At 44.7% G+C, this 20,882-nt stretch carries 18 protein-coding genes; 12 read left to right on the top strand and 6 right to left on the bottom strand.

What is annotated here, in order from left to right; genetic code table 11:
* Positions 1–73: 73 nt before the first annotated feature.
* Together M4S28_RS17010 and M4S28_RS17005 are read right to left on the bottom strand one after the other, a co-directional pair.
* A complete protein-coding gene (locus tag M4S28_RS17010; RefSeq protein ID WP_151417438.1) occupies positions 74–1,372 on the bottom strand; it encodes a nucleoside permease in 1,299 nt (432 codons plus the stop codon).
* Between the two features lie 341 nt (positions 1,373–1,713).
* Entirely contained in the window at positions 1,714–2,877 is a 1,164-nt protein-coding gene (locus M4S28_RS17005; RefSeq protein ID WP_249633736.1) for an amino acid permease, read from the bottom strand.
* Between the two features lie 480 nt (positions 2,878–3,357).
* Here M4S28_RS17005 and M4S28_RS17000 point away from each other — a divergent pair, with 480 nt between their 5' ends.
* The 4 genes from M4S28_RS17000 (at position 3,358) to M4S28_RS16985 (ending at position 7,880) form a co-directional block, all read left to right on the top strand.
* Complete coding sequence (locus M4S28_RS17000) at positions 3,358–4,596, top strand: MFS transporter (RefSeq protein WP_249633290.1); 1,239 nt, start codon at positions 3,358–3,360, stop codon at positions 4,594–4,596.
* Positions 4,571–5,539 (top strand): HTH-type transcriptional regulator YidZ, encoded by a 969-nt coding sequence (yidZ, locus tag M4S28_RS16995; protein WP_004732954.1) that lies wholly within the window; start codon positions 4,571–4,573, stop codon positions 5,537–5,539. Before M4S28_RS17000 ends, yidZ begins: the two co-directional genes overlap by 26 nt.
* A gap of 333 nt (positions 5,540–5,872) precedes the next feature.
* Positions 5,873–6,421: a carboxymuconolactone decarboxylase family protein gene (locus tag M4S28_RS16990; protein WP_004732957.1), complete on the top strand. Its 549-nt coding sequence runs from the start codon at positions 5,873–5,875 to the stop codon at positions 6,419–6,421.
* 136 nt (positions 6,422–6,557) lie between these two features.
* Positions 6,558–7,880, top strand: coding sequence for an IS4-like element ISVbsp1 family transposase (locus tag M4S28_RS16985; RefSeq protein ID WP_009845967.1), 1,323 nt, complete (start codon positions 6,558–6,560; stop codon positions 7,878–7,880).
* Positions 7,881–7,949: 69 nt separating this feature from the next.
* Here M4S28_RS16985 and M4S28_RS16980 read toward each other — a convergent pair whose 3' ends face one another.
* The gene (locus M4S28_RS16980) at positions 7,950–9,377 is read right to left on the bottom strand and encodes an aminotransferase-like domain-containing protein (protein WP_249633289.1); all 1,428 of its coding nucleotides are present in this window, start codon (positions 9,375–9,377) and stop codon (positions 7,950–7,952) included.
* Positions 9,378–9,500: 123 nt separating this feature from the next.
* Here M4S28_RS16980 and M4S28_RS16975 point away from each other — a divergent pair, with 123 nt between their 5' ends.
* Positions 9,501–10,400, top strand: coding sequence for a DMT family transporter (locus tag M4S28_RS16975; protein WP_017076905.1), 900 nt, complete (start codon positions 9,501–9,503; stop codon positions 10,398–10,400).
* A gap of 106 nt (positions 10,401–10,506) precedes the next feature.
* Here M4S28_RS16975 and M4S28_RS16970 read toward each other — a convergent pair whose 3' ends face one another.
* Positions 10,507–10,932, bottom strand: a complete 426-nt coding sequence (locus M4S28_RS16970) for a DUF3010 family protein (protein ID WP_010432976.1) — start codon at positions 10,930–10,932, stop codon at positions 10,507–10,509.
* Between the two features lie 261 nt (positions 10,933–11,193).
* On the opposite strand from M4S28_RS16970, the gene M4S28_RS16965 reads away from it, so the two are divergent.
* Positions 11,194–12,831: a methyl-accepting chemotaxis protein gene (locus tag M4S28_RS16965; protein ID WP_249633288.1), complete on the top strand. Its 1,638-nt coding sequence runs from the start codon at positions 11,194–11,196 to the stop codon at positions 12,829–12,831.
* A 199-nt stretch (positions 12,832–13,030) separates the two neighbouring features.
* Here M4S28_RS16965 and M4S28_RS16960 read toward each other — a convergent pair whose 3' ends face one another.
* Positions 13,031–13,378, bottom strand: a complete 348-nt coding sequence (locus M4S28_RS16960) for a DUF3316 domain-containing protein (protein ID WP_017076504.1) — start codon at positions 13,376–13,378, stop codon at positions 13,031–13,033.
* 261 nt (positions 13,379–13,639) lie between these two features.
* On the opposite strand from M4S28_RS16960, the gene M4S28_RS16955 reads away from it, so the two are divergent.
* Positions 13,640–14,509, top strand: a complete 870-nt coding sequence (locus tag M4S28_RS16955; protein ID WP_017076903.1) for a LysR family transcriptional regulator — start codon at positions 13,640–13,642, stop codon at positions 14,507–14,509.
* Between the two features lie 4 nt (positions 14,510–14,513).
* On the top strand, positions 14,514–15,191 hold the full coding sequence (locus tag M4S28_RS16950; protein WP_102560784.1) for an endonuclease III domain-containing protein: 678 nt from the start codon (positions 14,514–14,516) through the stop codon (positions 15,189–15,191).
* A gap of 170 nt (positions 15,192–15,361) precedes the next feature.
* Here the strand turns inward: M4S28_RS16950 and M4S28_RS16945 are convergent, their stop codons facing one another.
* Positions 15,362–17,023 (bottom strand): methyl-accepting chemotaxis protein, encoded by a 1,662-nt coding sequence (locus M4S28_RS16945; protein WP_249633287.1) that lies wholly within the window; start codon positions 17,021–17,023, stop codon positions 15,362–15,364.
* A gap of 275 nt (positions 17,024–17,298) precedes the next feature.
* Here M4S28_RS16945 and M4S28_RS16940 point away from each other — a divergent pair, with 275 nt between their 5' ends.
* The 4 genes from M4S28_RS16940 (at position 17,299) to dgcN (ending at position 20,838) form a co-directional block, all read left to right on the top strand.
* Positions 17,299–17,811 (top strand): RNA methyltransferase, encoded by a 513-nt coding sequence (locus tag M4S28_RS16940; protein WP_249633286.1) that lies wholly within the window; start codon positions 17,299–17,301, stop codon positions 17,809–17,811.
* A 110-nt stretch (positions 17,812–17,921) separates the two neighbouring features.
* Positions 17,922–18,758, top strand: a complete 837-nt coding sequence (locus M4S28_RS16935; RefSeq protein ID WP_249633285.1) for an SGNH/GDSL hydrolase family protein — start codon at positions 17,922–17,924, stop codon at positions 18,756–18,758.
* Positions 18,759–18,848: 90 nt separating this feature from the next.
* Positions 18,849–19,739: a LysR family transcriptional regulator gene (locus M4S28_RS16930; protein ID WP_249633284.1), complete on the top strand. Its 891-nt coding sequence runs from the start codon at positions 18,849–18,851 to the stop codon at positions 19,737–19,739.
* Between the two features lie 91 nt (positions 19,740–19,830).
* The gene (dgcN, locus tag M4S28_RS16925) at positions 19,831–20,838 is read left to right on the top strand and encodes an N-acetyltransferase DgcN (RefSeq protein WP_249633283.1); all 1,008 of its coding nucleotides are present in this window, start codon (positions 19,831–19,833) and stop codon (positions 20,836–20,838) included.
* Positions 20,839–20,882 lie beyond the last annotated feature (44 nt).

The following is a 20,882-nucleotide window of genomic DNA, read 5'->3' as shown; positions in this document are numbered from 1 at the left end:
AATAGGTTATTTAAAAACTGCTCAGCCTTTAGCTAAAAAATAAGGCTAGAGAGAAGACTGAGCAGGTATAAAGTTACGCTTGAGCTTTTTCTACTTGAGTCTGCTCTGATGGGTTTCCATCTGATTTGTTGTCGATTTTGATCTCTTTGATTTCGCCGTTTGGTTCACGGAAGAAGTACATGAAGATCACGAGGATGATGGCGATCATGATGGCACCGAAGCCCCACATGCCGGACCAATCAAATGTGAGTCCGTTTTGTGGTTCGTCATAAGCGAACATCTTCTCCATTAATACGCCACCTAAACGGTAACCCAACAAGCTACCGATACCTTGGCAACCTAAAGTGATAAGGCCTTGTGCTGCGGTACGCATGTGAGCAGGTGCTTTTTTGTCGACGTAGATGTAAGCCGTTACGAAGTAGAAGTCGTAGCTCACGCCGTGCAAGAGGATGCCTGCGAACAGCAGTGAGTATAGGTACCAAGTGTCTGCGCTTCCGTAGACGAAGAAGCCGTAACGAACTGCTGCCGTAAAGAGACCAAGTAATAGTACCTTCTTAATACCAAATCGTTTGGTGAAGAAAGGTAATGCCAACATGAAGAAGATTTCAGAGAACTGACCCAGCGTCATCCAGCCAGTTGCGTTGCTCATGCCGACTTCGGTTAAGTAGCCGTTTGCGAAGATGTAGTAGAACGCCAATGGCATGCTGAACATGAAAGAACAAACGAAGAATGCTAGGAAGTTTTTGTCTTTCAGCAACACGAGAGCATCAAGGCCAAGCATCACTTTTAGGCTAAGTTTACCGGTACTTTTTGGTGGTGTGTCTGGCAATGTTAACGCGAAGATCCCCAGAGCTAAAGAAGCTAAAGCAGTCAGGATAAGAGGGATATTGCTTGATGAAATATCGCCGTAACCCAACCAACCTGGTAAGAAACCAATCGCAATACCAGAAGCGATCCAGCCGATGGTGCCCATTACACGGATACGCGGGAAGTCACGTTCTACGTCTTCTACGTTAGAGAAAGCAATGCTGTTGGTCAGTGCAATCGTCGGCATGTAAGTTAACGAGTAAAGCAAAAGGATTGGGAAGAAGGTGGCAAACTCGGTTTGTTGAGCCGCTAAGTACATCAAACCTGCACCTGCTATCAACATCACTGAAAGTACTTTCTGCGCTGCGAAGAAACGGTCGGTGATTGATCCAACTAGGATCGGTGAAATGATCGCTGCGATTGCAGTACATGCATAAGACCATGCGATCTCAGTTGGCGTAAAACCATTGGTATTGAGTATTTGCCATAAGGGAACAAACCATGCTCCCCAGATAAACCATTCAATGAACATCATTGAAGACAGTTTGAAGTTAGTCGATTTCATTATTATGTCCTTTAGTACTGTAGGGTACGCAATGATGGTATTTTAAATGACAGTACCAATGCAATACCATTGAGGTTGTTTTGTGATCTAATTATCAGATGTATCAGCAATGGAGTTACTTTATATGATCATAGAGCATGGTGTTTTGAGCTGGTGCTGAGATCTAAATATGACGAGTTTTTTATCTAAATGATTGTTTCTAAGGGCGTTCTTTGAAGGTCTCAGACGATGCTTGTCGAGAAGGGGGTAGGAATAACGTGGGTAGGGGAATTAGGCATAAAAAAAGAGCAGCCAAAGCTGCTCTTCTTGGTATCTTTTTAGGTCTATGACCGAGTGATGAGTTACCCCATAAACCAAGATACGAAAATCAAAGCACCAAAGCCGAATGTTGCCATTAGTGCCGTGTCGCCACCGGCTGCAGTATAGCTGCCTTCGGTTTGTAGGTGAGGGAAGTCAGGTCTACGAACCTTAACCACCATTGCAAGTGGTCCCCAGATAGCTAGGAACACCAATACCATCCCTGCGTAATCCAGCATGCTGACAAACTGGCTAGCGAACAGCTCTGCTAATGCCAAAGGTAAGATGAAGGTCAACGCATAAGCCAACGCTTTGTTGTTGGTCACCGCATCTTTGTTTTGGTCATAAAGCGCCATCGACACGCCGAGGAAAGAAGTCACCAAGGCTAAAGCGGAGAAAAGCGCAATCACCACTTTCAACCAAGCAGATTGGTCGCTGAACGCAGAGATCAACTCAGAGATATTGTGGAACTGACTGATCGCGTCTGTGCCAAGGTTGCCAATAATTGCGAATAACCAAGTCAGGTAGCAGACGAGTGGAATCACTGAACCCAATAGAATCATATTGCGGATCTGTTTTTGAGTCGCTTCTCGGTTGTAGATAACCAGTGACGGGATCACCACCATAGAGGCAAAACTGGTAAAGATAACCGCGCTGTATTGCACCACATCATTAGCGGTGTATTTGCTGGTTTGAGTCAGGTAATCAAGACGAATATTACTAAACAAAGAGGCAATAACAATAAGCAGCATCACCACCATCATGATGAATAAACCACGATTTAATTTGTCGATATATGACTTACCCGCCACCACGATCACACCCATCAATAGGCTGAAAATAGTATAGGCAACCGATGTAGACACATTGACGCCAACGTCGAGCAGCAGCTTGTGAATGATGTCACCGACACCCAAGATATAAGCGATCAGCATGCATACCAGCAACAGGTAAAAGAGTGCATTGATAAAGTGTTTACCTTTACTGCCAAGCGTTAAGTAAGCAACGCTGCTCATGCCACTGTTGTCTTTCGTTTTTGTACACGCTTCCGCTAGTAGAAGCGCAGAGTAGGTGGTGCCGATAAAGATAAGTAGCATCAGTACTGAGCTGATCATGAAACCAAATTGAGCTAATACCATCGGAATGGCCAGCATGCCAGCCCCTAATGCAGTCCCTGAAAGGATTAGGGAACTGCCGAATAATTTCATATTCAAGAAAACAACCTCAAGCGATCCAATTAATTTTTGTTTGGATTGTAAATAATTGTTTCCAAGACTAACAAAATACTCAGTAAAGTTAGGGGTTAATTTCTAATAAATTTTGAATTTTTCTAAAAAAGTTACGAAGCAATTTGCGAGGAGTATGGTTGGGTGAATTAGGTGTTCGGCAGGTGAATTGTTTTAGCCTTTTGATAACCTTTGTAAATTAATCGACGTTCAATAACTCGCACTGCACCTCTGATTAAGAGATGCCTTTATTTCAGAAAAATTCAGTCCAAATCTTGCTTATTTAGTGAATCTCTGCCGGATTTATATATCTAGCACACCCTATTTGACTAGCCCCAATCAATAGACTTCTTGAGAGAGCATGGGGGTTTGTCGTAAATGGAAAGACCTGTTGTCGTAGATGCCACTCGGTAGTTTTGCATTTCGCTCTTATTATCCTCACACCAATTATGTGGGGGTGTTATGTATCGTTTTCTATTTTGTAGTTTCGCACTTGTGCTTTTGTATCCAACGGCCATTGATCTGTATTTGGTTGGGTTACCTCAAATCGCCGCGGACTTAAATGCTTCTGAGGCTCAGCTCCATGCCGCGTTTTCTATCTATCTGGCCGGTATGGCAACGACTATGTTGTTCGCGGGTAAATTTGCCGATAGCGTAGGGAGGAAGCCCGTTGCCATTTTCGGTGCAATTATTTTTACTCTATCGTCGACGTTGGGCGGGGTTGTGAGCAGTGCTGAGTCGTTTCTTATCGTGCGTTTTTTCCAAGGTGTTGGTGCTGGAGCTTGTTATGTGGTGGCGTTCGCCATCTTACGAGATGTCTTAGACGATAAAAGGCGTGCGAAGGTGCTGTCGATGTTAAATGGCATTACTTGCATCGTTCCGGTACTCGCGCCTGTGATTGGTCATCTAATCATGACTATTTACCCATGGCCGAGTTTGTTCACGACCATGGCAGGCATGGGTGTAGTGGTGTGCTTATTGTCTGTATTGGTGCTAAGAGAGACTAAGCTCAACATCAAAGATAATGGGTTAGCCAAAGCCTCTCTCTCTGAGAAATCGCGCTTACCTGAGAAACCTGTAACCCTTCATTCGACTTCAATCGAAACGTTTAAAGAGCCGTTGTTTATTAGCCGAGTGATCATGACCAGTTTCGGCGTAACCACAATTCTCACTTATGTGAATGTCTCTCCACTGTTGATTATGACAGAGCTTGGCTTCGATAGAGGTCAGTACTCTTACACCATGGCATTAACCGCCTTGGTGAGCATGTTGGTGTCATTTTCAGCCCCATTTGCATTGAATGTGTTTAAGCAGAAAAGCTTAATGCTGACCTCTCAAACGTGCTTCATTGTGGCTGCTATTTTGCTAATAGCCTCGATGGATGGTGGATTAGGACATTACGTGACATTAATAGGCTTCGCTTTCGTGTGTGGCGGATTCTCGTTAGGCTTTGGTGTCGCGATGAGCCAAGCATTGAGCAGTTATTCGCAGCGGGCAGGTGTGGCTAGTTCGATTCTTGGTGTTTCTCAAATATGTACGTCGGCATTGTTTATCTGGTTTATGGGCATTATTGGGCTAAGTGCATTGAATATGTTGGTATTTATACTAGCTGTTGGTGGAGTTATCAGTATTGCTCTAATACTATGGGTAGGTCCCTCTCAAGTTAAAAGTGATTATGAAGAAGCCACTAGCCCGTCTTGATCTGAACCTGTTGTTCACTCTGCAATTGCTGCTGCAGGAGCAGAGTGTTTCAAAAGCTGCGAAAAAGCTGAACGTCACGCCTTCTACGGTGAGTAAATCACTCACCAAGCTTAGAGATTGGTTTGATGATCCTTTGTTTGTGAAAACGCCAAGGGGATTAACGCCAACGCCACTTGCACTGAGCATGGTAAAAGATCTTCAAGACTGGCTGCAGATTGGAAGCCAAATACTGACGACTCGTGGTGACGAAGCGCCAAAAGATGTGCGTTTGAATCTAGAGGCAGAATCTCCTTTATCTCTGATCATGCTTAACGAGTTGACGCAAAGCGTGTCTCAACGTTACCCCAACGCGAAAATCAAAATGCGTAACTGGGACTACGATTCGATAGATTCCATCGTACGTGGCGAATCGGATATTGGATTTTCAGGGAGAGAAAGCCATCCACGTTCGAAAGAATCCCTAGACTCACTACCTTATTTCATCGACTTCGAGGTTCTGTTTCACGACTTGCCGGTTGTGTATTTGAGAAAAGATCATCCGGCCTTGAAAGAAGAGTGGAATCTAGAGGCTTTCCTTAAATACCCCCACATCAATATTGTGTGGGAGAAAAGTGAAACATGGGCGCTAGATGAAGTGCTTACTGACCTACAACTAGACCGAAATATCGTACTGACTTTAGCTGGTTTTGAGCAGTCGTTATTTATGACAGCTCAATCAAACCATACCATGACTACCGTTGCGCCGAATTACTGTCGACGTTATGTTGAACAGCTCCACCCCAATCTTACCTGTCTACCTATCCCTTTAGATGAAGAAAACGTCAAAAAGCTGCTGATCCCGTTCACCATGATTTGGCACAAACGCAATGCCTACAACCCCATCGTTCTATGGTTAAAAGACACGCTCAGAGAGCTTTACCAATTTGAAGGGAAAAGTGTCTAACCTTGTGATGAGATTAGATGTTCTGAAGGCTTGTACCGTTAGCATTGATCGTTGATTGAAATAAGAATGCTGACTTATAAGCGAGCCCGTCAGTTGATGCCTGGCGGATTTTCTGTTTTTTAATCATGGGGTTAGGGTTAGCCCCTCTAAAATAAAATCGGTTTTTTCTTAATTGTTGATTCGATAAATAGAATGAAATTGAACGAGTGTTCAAAATAACACTTAAACGATCGTTCTAATTTGATCTACATTGTTTTCACACCAACGGAGAACAGTCATTAATTGCTCCGTGATTGAATAACTTTAGAATCATAAATTGATAGGGATAAAACAATGAGCAACTTCAAAATTCATTCAGTAGAATCAGCACCAGAACAAAGCCAACCTATTCTTGAAGGTGCTAAAAAGCAGATGGGCAGAGTACCGGGTCTTTTCGGTGTGTTGGCTGAATCTCCAAACACACTTAAGGCTTACACTCAGCTTCATCAGGCGTTTAGTGACTCATCTTTCGATGCTGAAGAGCTGACGGTTGTTTGGCAAACCATCAACGTTGAACACGAATGCCACTACTGCGTTCCTGCGCACACAGGTATCGCACATTCAATGAAGGTTGATCCTGCGATCACCGAAGCACTTCGTAATCGCACGGCTCTACCCACTGAAAAGCTGCAAGCACTACATGACTTTACGCTGAGCATGGTACGCAACCGCGGTAATGTACCTGAAAGTGAAATGGCCGCATTTTTCGAAGCGGGCTACGGTCAGCAACAGGTGTTAGAAGTGATTCTTGGCTTGTCTCAGAAAGTGATCAGCAACTATGTAAACCGCGTTGCTAAAACGCCAGTAGACAAGGTGTTCGAACAGTTTGCTTGGCAAGGTTAATTGCATTTAAGCAACCCAAGATATGATAATGATGAAAGCCCCACTCAGTTGAGTGTAATGCCGATCGTTTAAGAAGACTTGAACGATCTTGCAGTTAGCAGATAATCCCCATCAACAACGTTGATGGGGATTTTTTATGCTTGAACAAGAATTAGCAATGGCACACGAGACCATTGAAGATGCCGACAATTATGAATCTGTCGTCGACGCCATTCAGATTGAGTGGATAGAACAAGCTCTTCTTGAAACCAATAAAGCGAGCATAAGACGACGTCGGCTTCCCGCTCAGCAAGCTGTCTGGTTAGTTATTTGGATGGGGCTGCAACGCAACATGTCTATCAAAGAGGTATGCAGTTCATTAGACATTGCGCTTCAGCCTAAACCTGAAGATAGCTGGTCTCGTGTTGCACCTAGTGTCCTAACTGATTCACGCCGACGTCTAGATGAGAGTCCATTAGCGGCTTTGTTTCACACAACGGTAAAGGCTTGGAATGGAGATATCCTTCAACAAGATAAAGACTTAGAGCTTAATGTTCTTGCTGTGGATGGAACTACATTTAGGTGCCAAGATTCCCCAGAGAACGCTGAAGAATTTGGGTTCATCTCTAAAAAATTGAAACCTTACCCTCAACTTCGTTTAGTCGCTTTGATGTCAACAGAAACTCGAATGATTATGGGGGCGGCTTTTGATGGCTGTCATGTCGGTGAAACGACCTTAGCTAAGCGTCTATTCAATGATATCCCCGCACATTCATTGACCTTATTTGATCGTTGTTATTTCTCGGCAGACCTTTTGTTGTCGTGGCAAGAGAGTGCGGAAAATGCTCACTGGTTAATGCCTGCAAAACGTAAGCTACGCTATGAAGTGTTGGAGAAATATGCGGAGAACGACATGCTCATCTCAATGCCCATCTCTCCTCAAGCTCAACGGCAGAATCCGAATTTACCCGCACGTTGGGAAGCCAGATTAGTCCTATATCAAGAGCCAAAAGGTGAGATAAAAGGTTTTATTACTTCACTTACAGACCCTAGTAGATACTCGCTAGAAAGCCTGCTGCGTATTTATTGGCAACGCTGGGAGATAGAAGAAGGTTATGGTGAAATTAAACAGACTCAACTGCAAAGTCACGTCACTTTACGAAGTCGTTTTTCTGCCGGTGTGAAGCAAGAGCTTTGGGGCGTATTACTTGCCTATAACTTAGTGCGATTAGAGATGGTTAAGATAGCTTCAGAAGCCGGGGTTCGAGCGACTAGGGTCAGTTTTACCGCCGCAATTAACCTTATTGATGCGCAATTACGTTGGTTAGCTTTAAGTCCAGACGGAACTCTACCTGTAAAACTGAAAAGGATGAGAGACAGTTTGAGTCACTTCATTCTTCCAGATAAAAGAAAGGACCGAACGTTTCCACGTTCAGTCCTCTTTGTCCCAGCCAAATATCCGTTCAGGTTCAAGCAATAATGCTTATCCGAACGGCATTAACTCAGTTGAGTGGGGCTTTGTTGTTTGGGCTATGTGGGTCTAATCTGGTTAATGTGTATGCTTAGCGATTATCTTCGCTAATGTCACAACCCCTTCTTTCCACTCTTTGCTCTCTTCAATATTGGCGACAGTGAAGCGCAAGCAGTGTTTATATTGGTCATTCGTCCCAAACACAGTACCGGGTAAAATCCCTAACTTGTGCTTTAAACAATCTTGGTAGACGGCATAACTATCGACCGACTCAGGCAATGTTATCCAGTTTAAAAAAGAGCCTTCTGGCTTCGATAAATGATAACGCCCTTCAAGATGAGGATAGCTATCCAATGCTTGTATTAACAAGCTTTGAAACTGCTTTTGGTTGGTTTGGTAGAGTCGTTTCATTTTCGAAAGGTGACTGCGGTATTTTCCTGTTGTGAGGAATTGCCCCACAGCGGATTGCATCAGGTTTGAGCTGCCCATGTTGTCGCATAAAAGGTACTTTTCGACCAAAGGTTGGTAGCGCCCCGACAATAACCAACCGATTCGCAAGCGTGAGTCTAAGGTTTTAGACAGTGAGTTGACGTAGATGACTCTATCTTGGTCATCCAGCTCTTTGAGGCTAGCGATTGGTGTATCGAATGCCAAGCTACCGAACACATCGTCTTCGATAATTGGTAAAGATCCGGTGATCTCCAGTAATGCTTTTCGATTCGCCAATGGCATCCGTGATCCCGTTGGATTAGTAAAGTTTGGCGTTAGCAGCAGTGTTTTCACTTCCCATTTATCTAGAGCGCTTTGTAGTGATGGAATATCAATGCCATGGCTAACACTGCTCGGGATTTCTAAAGCTTGCAAGCCAAGTGATTCGAGCAACAATAAATTACCGAAGTAACAAGGCGACTCTACGGCCACGATGTCACCCGGTTTGGTGAGCGCACGTAGTGCCAAACTGATCGCCTGTTGAGCACCATGAGTAATCGCAATCTCTTTGGATCCCGTAGGTACGCCTAGATCATGGGTGATCTTTAACAATTGCTTTACTAATTGCTCGTCGCCGGGAGGTAATTGGTAATACCCAGGCAATTGAGTTTGTAATCGACTGTGGCGACCAATCTCCGCATACAAGCTACGAATCGCAGGGTTGTTTATGTTCGGGTGCGCAGAACCTGCCAACAGTTTCAGGCGGCCTTTCGGGCGAGAGAGTACCGATTTGGTGACAGACAAAAGGTCCACTTTTTGAGGTTGGCTTGGTGTATCCCTGCTGGTGGTGTTCGGTGTCTTTACGCGATAGCCAGATTTAGGTACCGAGTAAACCCAACCCGTTGCTTCGAGTTCTTGATAGGCGCGAATCACGGTATTTTTGCTTACGCCAAGCTGTTCGCTTAACTGGCGGATCGAGGGAAGGCGATCGTCTGGATGAAAAAGTCCTTTATCGATCTGAGCCTTAATATGTTGTTCGGTAGCAAGGTATTTATTGCCGCTGAGTTCTGCTTCCACGTTTTTCTCCCTCGTTGCCACTCTTAATCTGTAACCATTTAAAGTGTTATATCTGTGTCTTTATTAGTTATCTGTACCCAACTAAGGTAACAGCATTGATGAAGAGTTGACCAGAGGTTTGTAATGCTGATTAAAATGATTCCGTTTGTGTTTGTAATATTGTGGTCGTCAGGCTTTGTTGGCGCACGTCTTGGTGTTGAATATGCCGAACCCGCAACGTTACTCTCACTGAGGATGGTGGCCAACGTAGCGCTGTTCTTGGTTTTGATTGCAATCCTTAAGCGTCGTATCCCTCGTGGTCGCGCATTCTTCCATGCTTGTGTGGTCGGCATCTTGATTCATGGTTTCTACCTTGGTGGCACCTATCTGGCGATTGATATGGGTATGCCTGCCGGGTTGAGTTCTTTACTGGTTGGTTTACAACCGATTCTTACCGCATTGATTATGATCAGCTGTACTTCACAGCGTTTTAATTTTGCACAGTGGCTGGGATTAGCGCTCGGTTTTGCGGGTATTAGCTTGGTGTTGATGGGCAATATTGAATGGCAGTCAGACGACCAAAAAGGCCTGGCAACGTTATTGTGTTTGGTTTCTTTGGTTGGTATTACCTGCGGCACTCTGTATCAGAAGCGTTTCTGTCAGGGGACAGATATGGTCGGCGGCGCGATGGTGCAATACTTGGCTTCTGCTGCGTTGTTTCTACCGTTCGCAATGCGTTACGAAACTATGCAAGTGAACTGGACTGTAGAATTCACGTTGACTCTAATCTGGCTGGTGGTGGTTCTGTCTTGTGTTGCCATCCTTTTGCTGCTTTACATGGTAGAGCACGGTGCATCTTCAAGTGTGGCGTCGGTGTTTTACTTGGTGCCACCGACGACAGCAATTCAAGCCTGGCTTATCTTTGGTGAGTCGTTCGATATCTACGGCGCGACGGGCTTCGCCTTGTCTGCCGCTGCGGTTTATCTGGTGGTGAAAAAGCCGGAATGGATTAAGGCTCGCAGGCGAACAGCGTTAGAGCGGTAAGCGTATTTCATCAAAATTAACTGGGTTTAAAGCCGAGTGATAGAAACAAAAAAGAGCCTGAATATTCAGGCTCTTTCTGTATCAAATATTGGCTAGCGACTATTGATTAGCGCTGCATTAAACAAGCGTAAGCCGTTGTAAACGGTGCTTCTTGGTATTGCTTAAGGCCAGTTTCTTTGAACTTCATCATAAGAGGGTTGCGCTTAAGGCTCTCCTTGATGTCAGCAGGTGATACAACGGTTACGTCTAGGCCGTCGATCAGTTGAATTGCTGCTTCTAGTTTGAAACCAAAGCCACCGCCAGCAAATTTGCCTTTAGTTTGGCGTTGACGAATCACAACTTTGTCTACTTGGTAATCTTCCATTAACTTTGCAAAAGAGAATTGAAAGTCTTTCATATTCTGCGTGTCGTTTGCGTCGCTAATCGCAACCTTTGAAACTCGGCAATCAGGGATATTAAATACACCATCTGACAGAGAAAGAAGACAGATGACAGCATCGTTACCTTTGATTTCAACACCACAAATTTTCATGTTCATACCTATTTACTTTTGAGCCGTACATTATGGTGCTATTTCCATTACTTCTCCAGTATTTGAGCATGTCTGTGGTAAATAAGTGCAAAAACGTCTTTGGCTCTACTTTTTAAAGTTGACCTTTGGTTGAATAATAGACAGTCGATTCAAGGGTAACGTTTGATGTGCGACTAGGTTCACAAACTTTTAGCTAGCTTTTATATTGATACTGTATATTATGCGCGCGTCCCTATTTACTGTGTGGTTATTAACCCCCTTATGAGTATCAACAACCTATCTATTAAGAGTAAAATTGCGATTCCACTAATGGTGATCGTGATTGTTTTCTCGACTGTTACTGTGCTTAATGTCATTAGATCTAATGCTCAGGCTGCGATCAACCATGAGCTGAATAATGTGGTTCAGCCCGTGTTAGACAATTTGGAAGATGGGTATCGTGACATTTACCAAGTTATCGCTTCTGCTCAAGGTCTGCTACTCGCGAAAGACCAAGCGGCGATTGAGTACCAAAAATTTGAGTTTAAAGACAATGCTTACAAAGCGGTTCCTCGTTTTGAAAGTGTGGAAACTTTATATGCAGCGGGCGTGCTAGATCCTTCTTCTCGCAGTGAGTTGTCAAAGCTTGTGAACGCGATGAGCAAATGGGTGGCGCTGCATGAACCAATGTTTGCAGATCCTGCTAGCGCATACCAATACAACATCAATTACTCGTCAGCATTAGACGCTGAGTTTGCAATCATTCGTGTTCAGCTTCGTGATATCAGAACCCTGATTGAACAGAAGCAGAAAGAGCTTCGTCAGCAAGCTGCTGACTCTATCGAATCAAGTAAGTTGATTATTGAAGTGGGTATGGCGGTTGCTGTTTTCGCTGCGCTTTTTGCGATGTGGTTATCTAACCGTTTTATCGTCCAACCAATCCAGAACGTAGAGAAAGCGATGAATGAGATCGCATCGGGCGACGGTAACTTGTCTCAACGCATGAAGGTTGAAGGCAACGACGAAATTGCTCGCTTAAGCTCCGCATTTAACCAGTTTGTTGGCAAGATCCATGTAACCGTGGAGCAAGTTATTCTTACATCGAACGCGGTACGTGGCGAGATGGAAAACATCAAATCACTCACGCAAAGTGTTGCTGAATTTTCATCGAACCAACAGAGAGAAAGTGAAGTCGTCGCGGCAGCGGTTCATGAAATGCAAGCAACTAGCGAAGTGGTCAGTGGTAATGCACTGGATGCCGCAACTGCAAGTAACGTTGCCAATCATGAAGTGGAATCGGCAGATAAGACGCTGGGTTTAACCGTGACTTCTATTGAACGCCTTGCGCAAGATATCGAGAACGCGGGTGGCGTGGTTCAAGAGCTGGATACCGATGTGAAGAACATTGCTTCAATTCTAGGCGTGATCAAAGGCATTGCAGAGCAAACCAACCTGCTTGCATTGAATGCGGCGATTGAAGCCGCTCGTGCCGGTGAGCAAGGCCGTGGTTTTGCCGTAGTCGCAGATGAAGTAAGAGCGTTGGCGAGTAAAACTCAAGACAGTACTGGCGAAATCCAATCAATGATTGAACGCTTAGAAGTGGGTGCTAAACATGCGGTTGGTGTGATGACCGAAAGCAAAGTGAGTGGCGAGAAAACCATTGTTCAGGCAGGAACGGCGGCGTCTTCATTGAGTGAGATTCGAAACTCAATCGGCAAGATGAATGACATGAACACACAAATCGCAACGGCGGCTTCGCAACAGTCTCAAGTGTCTGAAGAAGTGAATAAGAATGTTCAACGCATCGCTGAAAGCACCATGCAAATGGTTGAAATGGCGAGCAGCGCTGAGAATGCTTGCATGGCATTGGCCGAACAGTGTGAAGCGCTTGATAGCCTTGTGTCTCAGTTTGAGGTTTAATCTTCAAAGATAAGCAGATAAGCAGATAAGCAGATAAGCAGATAAGCATGATCTGATAATGGTTGCGCGCTCTGGATCCCATTGATCATAGCTGAACGACAAAAAAGCCCGCATTCTATGAGTGCGGGCTTTCTTTTTGGCTAGGCGATCAGTTTTTTGACTACGTGATCAGTTTTTAGACCTGATCAATCATTCGGTGTTAGCTGCTGCGACCGTCTTTGTATGTGTAACGGTAGTCAACTTTTACGTTCGCTTGGTAATGAATGTCACCGCTCATGTTAGTGATTTTCTTCACTTCCATATTCGCGTCATCAATCTTGAACGAATCGTATTTGGTTGTCTGTTGGAACTGTGGCAGTTCTCTTGAAAGCTCAAAAGGTGTTTTTGCGCTTAACTCATCCATAAGGTTTGTGCCTGCATCGTATGCTTCCGCTTCAGTAACAAATGTATCAGACTTTAGCGTTGTTTCTTGAATCGTTGTTTTAGTTGCTGCAAACGCTGTGGTGCTGAGAACAAGAGTTGATGCAAGTATGATTAATTTTTTCATAGGATTACCTTACTTTGTTGGAATACCTGTGTTCCGGTACAGAACCAACATACCAATGAAGTGGTAAGATGAGTGTCAGGAGAAAAGCCGATTTTGTTAGTATTAGGTAGGAATATGGAGAAATGTCAGGTGTTGGTTGTATTGATTTTGAACGATTGTAGATGCAGACCATTTATGAACAGCGCATATCAAGCAAGGTGACACTGATATCTATCTTCAATACACTGTCTGGGTAACCATCGTTCAGCATAAGGTAAAAACATGGCCAATTGGGAAGGGGTAAGTGAGTTTGTTGCAGTGGCAGAGCGTGAAAGCTTTACTGGTGCGGCGCAGAAGCTCGCTACGTCGGTGGCTCAAATCAGTCGTAGAGTAGCAAATCTCGAAGAACGACTCGCGGTGAAACTGCTCAATCGAACGACGCGTAAGGTTTCTCTAACAGAGGCCGGGCAACTCTATTATCAGCAGTGTAAGTTACTGGTTGAAGGCTTAGAAATTGCTGAGCTTGCGGTCACGCAGATGCAATCCACACCAAAAGGCTTACTGAAAGTCACTGCGCCTGTGACCTATGGTGAGCGCCAACTCGCTCCAATACTTCATCAATTTTTAAAGCTCCATCCGCAGGTCGAACTTGAGCTGATGCTGACCAATCAAAAGCTCGATCTCATCGATTCTGGTGTTGATGTGGCGATTCGCCTTGGCCGCTTAGAAGATTCAAGCTTGGTCGCAAAGAAGTTATCGCAGCGACAGCTTTATGTATGTGCAAGCCCTGAATACATTGAACGCTATGGTGAGCCGCATACGCTTTCTGAATTGAGTCACCATCAATGTTTGGTCGGTGGCTTTGAACATTGGCGATTCAAAGAGAATAAACGCCCTCGCTCGGTTCGTGTTAATGGACGAATTAGGTGTAACAGTGGCTTAGCCTTATTGGATGCCGCTAAACAGAGCATTGGCTTGGTTCAACTGCCAGAATATTACGTGAGTGAAGATCTAGAGTCGGGAGAGTTGGTCGAAGTGCTATCCGATTATCGAGACGACAAAGAAGGGATATGGGCGCTTTATCCTCAGAACCGTAACCTGTCTTCAAAGGTTCGCTTGCTAGTGGACTTCCTGTCTGAGCAATTGGATTAGTTCTATGACCCAAAGCCACAACAATTCAAAGGGTCAAGCCGAGCTGATCCTTAGCGTGTTCGACACCCTTGAGCAGCACTATGGCTATTTTGATTGGTGGCAAAGGGAAGACCCTTACGAGATAGTTTTGGGCGCTATTCTGGTTCAAAACACTAACTGGAAGAACGCAGAGAAAGCGCTCACCAACTTAGGCGATAAGTGCGATCCAAGCTCAGTAGCCGATATGGATCTTGATGACCTTGCCCAAAAGATTCGTTCGAGTGGCTACTACAATCAAAAAGCCATTAAGTTGAAGGCCGTGACAGAGTGGTTTTCGAAGTATCAATACGATATGTCTGTGGTGCGAGAACAAGACAAAGATAAGCTGCGAAATGAGCTATTGGAAGTTAAAGGAATCGGTGGTGAAACGGCTGATGCGATTCTGGTGTATGCGATAGGTAAACCATCTTTTGTGATTGATGCGTACGCAAGAAGGATCTTCACTCGCAATGGGCTCGATGTGCCTAAATCGTATGAAAAATTTCGAACCCTGATGGAAAGCGTGATCCCTCTAGATACTAAAAAGTACGGCCACTATCATGGTTTGCTAGTCGAACATGGTCAGCAGTTTTGTAACCCTAAGCCCAAGTGTGAACATTGTCCTCTGAATCAAAGTTGTGTTGAGGCTGAATTTGGGTCTTAGAGCCGTGCAATATGCTTCCTTATATCAATACCCCATTTAATTAAAAACGGGCCTCAGAGTAGAGATTCTGAAGCCCGTTCTTATTTAGTGTGAAAAGTCTTAACGTTAAGTAGCGCTTACTTGTTATTTATAAGTAGCGTTTATTTACTATTTAATAGACCGTAAATGTCCTAGACCGTGAAGCGATCCACCAAGTGGTACAGCTCATTTGCGCGGCTGTTGAGGTTTTGGCTCCCCGCACGGTTTTGATTCGCTAATGATGCTGATTGTGAGCTTTGATCGGAAATCACCACAATACGTTGAGATATCTCTTGGCCAACAATGTTTTGCTGCTCTGTCGCGGTAGCAATCAATGAGTTCATGTCCATGATCGTATCAATCGACTCTTGGATTTTCGCCAGTGCTGCGGCTGCGGCATTCGCTTCTTCCACCGTTTGAGCACTTTTATTTTGGCTCGAATCCATTGCTTTTACGGCAGCATCTGAGGCGGCTTTTAGCTGCTGAATCATTTTATGGATGTCGCCAGTGCTTTCTTGAGTTCGGCTTGCCAGTTTACGAACCTCGTCCGCAACCACTGCAAATCCACGCCCTTGCTCACCTGCACGAGCGGCTTCAATTGCTGCATTCAGTGCTAATAAGTTTGTTTGTTCGGCAATATCTTGAATGACCGTCAGTGACGACGAAATGTTTTGTACATCACCCTCTAATCTAGATACCACTGTGTTGGCTTCGGATACTTCGCTAGCAAGACCAGCAACAGAGTTGGCAGCAGCGTTCACTATTTGTTGAGCTTCTTTGGCATTACCCTCTGCAAGCTTCGCTGAGTCAGCCGCCTGGCTTGCGTTACTGGAGATCTCTTGTGCTGTTGTTGTCATTTCAGTCATTGCTGTTGCAACTTGTTCAGTCTCTTCACGCTGACCAGTGGCAATTTCATCAACCTGAGCGGCGCGAGAAGACATACTGCTGGTTTCAGCGACGACTTGCTGGCCAACATCACTCACGCTGCGGATGATGGTTTGTAGGCTAGCGACGAAGGCGTTGAAGTTCTCGCTGAGCTTAGTGAACTCAGGGGCTTTGAATTTTTCCATTCGAGCGGTTAAATCGGCCTCGCCACTTGCAAAGGCACTAATTGAACGGTCGAACTGCTCAAGAGGTTGCATGATGGTACGGTTCACTGCAACAGCGAAAACGGCTACCACTAGGGCAATCAATCCGCAGAAAATCGCGATAGCAGTCAAGGAACTTTGTAGCGCGACATTCGAACTTTCTTTCATCTCGGCAATAACAGCGTCGATGTCATCGGTGTAGAAGCCAGTACCAAGCATTAAGTCCCATTGCGGAACAAATACTGAGTAGCTGAGTTTTGGTAATGCGACAGATTGGCCCGGTTTCGGGAAATAGTAAGTCGTGAATTCACCCAGTTTGGAGTTCTTAATGAGGTCGCGGATTAAGTAGTTACCTTGCTTGTCTTGTAGGTCGAAGTAGTTGTTACCAATGCCATCGTTGCTTTGCCCAACAACAACTCGGACACCTTTAGAGTCATAACCAAAAATATAGCCAGATTCGCCATATTCTAATGTTCTCAGTGTTGGTAGAGCTTCTTCAAGCGTTGCCCCTCTGTCCAAAAATGGGCTTATCGAAGAGTAGGCCATTTGGAGATACGCTTTGAGTTCTTTTTCTTTCATCGCCATCATATTGCTACGCGTCGATTCTACTTGCTGAGCCGTTAGCTCGGTGCTCTTCATATAAGTCACGCTCATCATCCCGATCGCCATTAGCAACAAGGGTATGAAGGAGAGAATATAGAGGCGATTCTTGATGGTTAGGGTCATGTCACGGTTCCTGTGCGATTGTCCAATGCAGTTTTCAACAGATTATTAATGTGGTTTCAAAATGTAAATGAACTTGTTGTTTAATTGTTACCCTAAATGGCATTTGTTTTGTAAATATGAAGGTGGTTCTGTTTTCTTGCTCGCAGGCCTATGTAATCAAGGGCAGTGCGCATAACTATGGGGATCGTTTATGTGCTTTTGAATTGGACGTTGCTTTGTTAGAATGCGACGCTTTGTAGCACCCTGCTATGTCTATTCGTTAAGTGAGAAAATTCATGAACAAAAGCCATGTGACTATTGGTTTAACTAACCCAAAGAGCCCGACGAATGTTGGTGCTGTTATGCGTGCGGCTGGTTGTTACCAAGTCGACGAAGTTAAATACACAGGGCAACGCTACGAAAAAGCCGCTAAATTCCACACTGATACTAAGAGTGCAACGCGCACTATTCCGCTGACTAGTGTCGAGTCATTTTTAGATAATCTTGACGCGGAAACTCAGATTGTGTGTGTAGAACTAGCAGAAGGTGCGACACCACTGCCTCGTTTTAAACACCCTGAAAATGCTATCTATATCTTTGGCCCTGAAGATGGCTCAATTTCTCAAGATGTTGCGGATAGAGCTGATCACGTTGTGTATGTACCAACGGTCGGCTGTATGAACTTGGCTGCGACAGTGAATGTGCTGCTTTATGATCGCCTTGCAAAGTCAGATGAAATGGATGAGAGCAACGAGCTTATTAAAAAGAGCCGCGATAATCGTAATCATCTATTAATCAAAGAAAAGTAACTATTTACTTCTAGTAAAAGTAACGATCTGCTTCTAGTGTTATCTATCCCGTAAGCAATCGGATATTATCTTTGATTCATCATTAGATAATTGAAGGGTTAGATAACACCATGGAAGACAAGCAATTACTTGCCGCGCTGCAACAACACCCTGTCCTCGATCTGTATCAGTTATTCCAAGAAGTTGGTCAAAATAGCTCTCTATACGCACTATTAGAGAGGTTATCTTCCCTTAAAGAACACCACCAACTGAGTACTCGTCTTAGCCCTTTTAAGCCACACATCGAAGGGTTATTGGCTCAATTTGATGGCACTACGCCGGACAGTGATATCCTCAAGGCAGTTTCTCTTCAGTCTGAGATTCAGCAACGAGGCCACAGCATGAGCCGTTACATCATGACATCAGACAATCACCGTCATTTCTCTCCAAATGCAGACTTAGTGATGTTTGGTGATTCGATCACTGAATGGGCACCGTGGGCGGATATTTTCCGCGATGTCTCGATGGTCAATCGCGGCCTAGCAGGCGATACCACAACGGGTATGTTGCGCCGTATTGATACCACGTTGAATGTGAAACCAAAGCTTGTATGTTTTATGGCAGGGATAAACGATTTAGCTCAGGGTTATGATGTCGAACATATCTACCAGAACTACATTGATATGCTTAAGGTGTGGCAAGAAAACGATATTCGCATATTGGTGCAATCAACGCTTTATGTCGGTTCTAAACTGCAAGGTTTGAACCCTTCAGTGGAACTGCTCAATAGCAAGATAAGCGAGTACTGTTCTCAGCAAGGCATTGCGTTCTTAGATGTGAATTCTGTATTGTCACCTAATCAGCTTTTGTCGAACGAATACTCATGTGATGATTTGCATTTGAATGCGAAGGCTTATCAAGCTTGGTCAAAAGTGCTCCAGCCTAAGATTGAAGAGCTATTAAACTAAACTTACTGCTTACTATTTATTAATAGGTAATTGAGCTTTTAGCTCTATGCCTGAAGTTGTTAGCTTTTCGTGAATCATAAGGACATCAGTTTGAACCTAAGACAGTTGGAAGTCTTTTACGCCATCATGCAAACCGGAACCGTATCTGGAGCTGCACGTAATCTACATGTGTCGCAACCTAATGTGACTCGTATTCTGGCGCACACAGAGCAACAACTCGGTTTTGGTTTATTTGAAAGAGTTAAAGGGCGTTTAGTGCCAACGGTTGAAGCGAAAACTTTATTACCGGAAGCGGAGAAGGTCTACCAACAACTGGGTCAATTTCGTTCTTTGACCAACAAAGTTAAGCAAGGCCATCAGCATTTACGTATTGGTGCGCCACCGATTCTGGCGACCAAGTTGCTGACGCCAGTGATTGCTCAAATGTCTCGCGAACAAGAGCTCTCTTTTGAGTTGCTGACAGCAAACCGTGATGAACTGTGTGCTGGGTTGTTAAAGCATGAGCTTGATATTGCTATCGCGTTTGGCGATGAAGCGCCGCCTGCCATATTGACTGAAATGTTCTTAACCGAGTCACTCAAGGTTTTGGTTCCATCCAATACGGTTGAGCAGTTACCGGCAGAATTAACGCTAGATGATCTTATCAATTATCCGCTGCCAATCATCGGGCTTGATAGCCGCGATCCATTAGGCCTCCTGTTACATCAAAGCCTTATTGCACGCGATGAGCATTATCACCACCCTATATCGGTACGTGGATACAGCGCTGCGGCGGAACTGGTGAAGCACCAAGCAGGGTTTGCGATCGTTGACCCGTGGACGGCAGAGCAGTATCAAAATGACGATTCGGTTTGTGTGTTGCCACTTCAACCAGATATCCAATTCTCGGTATCGATGCTTTGCGCAGAGCACACCCCTCAGTCAATTTCCGTTAAGCAATTTATCGCTTCATTGAAGATCTATACTCACCCTATAACTTAAGGTTATAGGCTCGCCATAAATAGGTATTCGGCAGCTATCTAATTCCTAATTAAAGTAAATCCATACAAGGATTTATTAATTAGGAACACTCATGTCTATCGCTCAACCTTACCTTCTTTTTCTTGGGGATGTTACTGACCCACTCGCCGCAAAAACAGCTCGTGGTATTTACCAATGGCGACCAGAAATCTGCTTAGGCCAGCTGCGTTTAACGGGCGATACCGTTTCACTGGGCTTAATGGACATGACCTTGCAAGAGGCGCAAGCGCAGGGGGCGAAAACGCTAGTGATTGGCACCGCAAATCCGGGGGGCGTCATTCCTGATTCTTGGCAGTCAACCATAATGGCCGCTGCAGAAATGGGATTTGAGATTGCATCTGGCATGCACCAACGATTGAGTGAATTTTCACCGCTTGCTGACATGCAACAGCAAGGATTGACTAAGCTTCATGATGTACGCCATTTTGACGGTGTTCTTAATGTTGGTAACGGTAAGCCTCGTCAAGGTAAGCGCTTGCTTACTGTCGGAACAGATTGCTCAGTAGGCAAAATGTTCTCGGCATTAGCGATTGAAAAATCGCTTAAACAAGTGGGAACGTCAGCTCAGTTTAAAGCGACGGGGCAGACGGGTATCTTGATTGAAGGCCTCGGGATTTCGATTGATGCTGTGGTTGCGGATTTTATTTCCGGCGCGGTTGAAGCGATTAGCCCCGAATTTACCGACCACGAGTGGGACATCATTGAAGGGCAGGGTTCTTTGTTCAACCCTTCGTTTGCAGGCGTGAGTTTGGGGTTATTACATGGCGCACAAGCCGATGCTTTGGTGTTGTGCCATGAAGTCGGGCGACCACATATTCGTAACCTTCCTCATGCTCAATTGCCAAGCATAGAACAGACGATTGAAGCCAACTTACAAGCGGCACGACTGACGAATCCAGATGTGAAATTGGTTGGCATCTGCTTAAACACGTCGGCAATTAGCATTGAAGACGCAGAGACATTATGCCAAGAATGGACCACACTCTATCAAGTGCCCGTGACGGACCCTGTGCGTTTTGGTGTACAACACATTACTGATCATTTGCGACATTCACTTTAACGACTTCATCATTTCTACGTTTCCATTTGTTAAAGCGAACATCA

The organism is Vibrio sp. J383, assembly GCF_023503985.1.
Lineage (GTDB): Bacteria > Pseudomonadota > Gammaproteobacteria > Enterobacterales > Vibrionaceae > Vibrio > Vibrio splendidus.
This window is presented reverse-complemented; position numbering and strand designations above follow the sequence as displayed.